Origin of the sequence: Collimonas silvisoli (assembly GCF_018305005.1) — a bacterium.
Taxonomy (GTDB): Bacteria; Pseudomonadota; Gammaproteobacteria; order Burkholderiales; family Burkholderiaceae_D; genus Collimonas; species Collimonas silvisoli.
Genome location: NZ_JAGQEG010000222.1, coordinates 1 through 956, shown reverse-complemented (window position 1 = coordinate 956; position 956 = coordinate 1). Strand labels below are relative to the sequence as shown.

General features: G+C 50.6%; 2 protein-coding genes. Both read right to left on the bottom strand.

Annotated elements, in window-relative coordinates; genetic code table 11:
- Nucleotides 1–441: AAA family ATPase (locus tag KHU33_RS26115; protein WP_211468467.1), on the bottom strand; the 441-nt coding region annotated here is incomplete at its 3' end.
- A complete protein-coding gene (locus KHU33_RS26110; protein ID WP_211468465.1) occupies nucleotides 428–649 on the bottom strand; it encodes a DNA-binding protein in 222 nt (73 codons plus the stop codon). The genes KHU33_RS26110 and KHU33_RS26115, both read right to left, overlap by 14 nt.
- Nucleotides 650–956 lie beyond the last annotated feature (307 nt).

Genomic DNA, 956 nt, shown 5'->3' with positions numbered 1-956 from the left:
CAAACGCACGTTCCCAATTTCGCAAATTTTATTTCGCAGCAACTTGAGATCCGTCGCAGGTTCAAACGGGCGCGAACGCCCGTTTTCGCTAGTTTCACCAACGACAAAAATACGATCGACGCTTTCGCCAGAAGCTAGCAATCGAGGAATGATCGTATCCGCTATGCCATCCTCTCCGCTCCATAGGACAACATTACCTGCCGGTGCAAACGATTTGTCAGGCCAGCCATGTCCGCGCAAGCCCCCGTTCGCAATTGTCGCTGCAAAATACATTGCAAGCGTTGTCTTGCCAGTGCCAGGTGGGCCAGCCAAAATGTGAAACTTCCCGGCCGCCAGCCAGCCGCCCCAAAGCCAGGCAATAGCCTCTGGCTGGATTGAAGCCGCGCAAACTAGCTCCACGCCGTTTGCAACGGCACGAGACGAAAAATTATGCTGCGTCATGATGGCGACCAATAAGCAGTTGATCGAACGAATCAGCAGGCCAACGAAGCTTTCCGTTTGGTAACTTAATAGGTCGCACGCCGTAATAACTTCCGGTTTGGGATAGGCGTTTGCGAAGAGTTTGAGAGCACATCGCAAGTACAGCGGCGAGTTCCTCTGTTGTAAGACGGCGGTTGGAATCAATCGCCAGTGGTTGATTGTGGTTCATAGCAGGCTCCATTTGGTTTAACAAAATTTCTGTTACACCTTGCGTGAAGCCGGCGGGATCAATTCAAATTAACTTGCCACCCCGTGCTTCAACGCAAAGCATGGGGCCATTCTAAAAACCCGGTGTTCGAACGGGCCTATGACCGGGATTTAAAACCCACGTGATATAAGGGTTTACCCCGTTTTTACCTTAATTTTCCGGGATTTAGGAGCGGGGTTCTCCTCCTTATAAAGGTCCAACTTATCTTCACATTCGATCCAGTCATCCCGCCAAGGAGTCAGAATTTTTGTACCCCAAAAAACCCTGG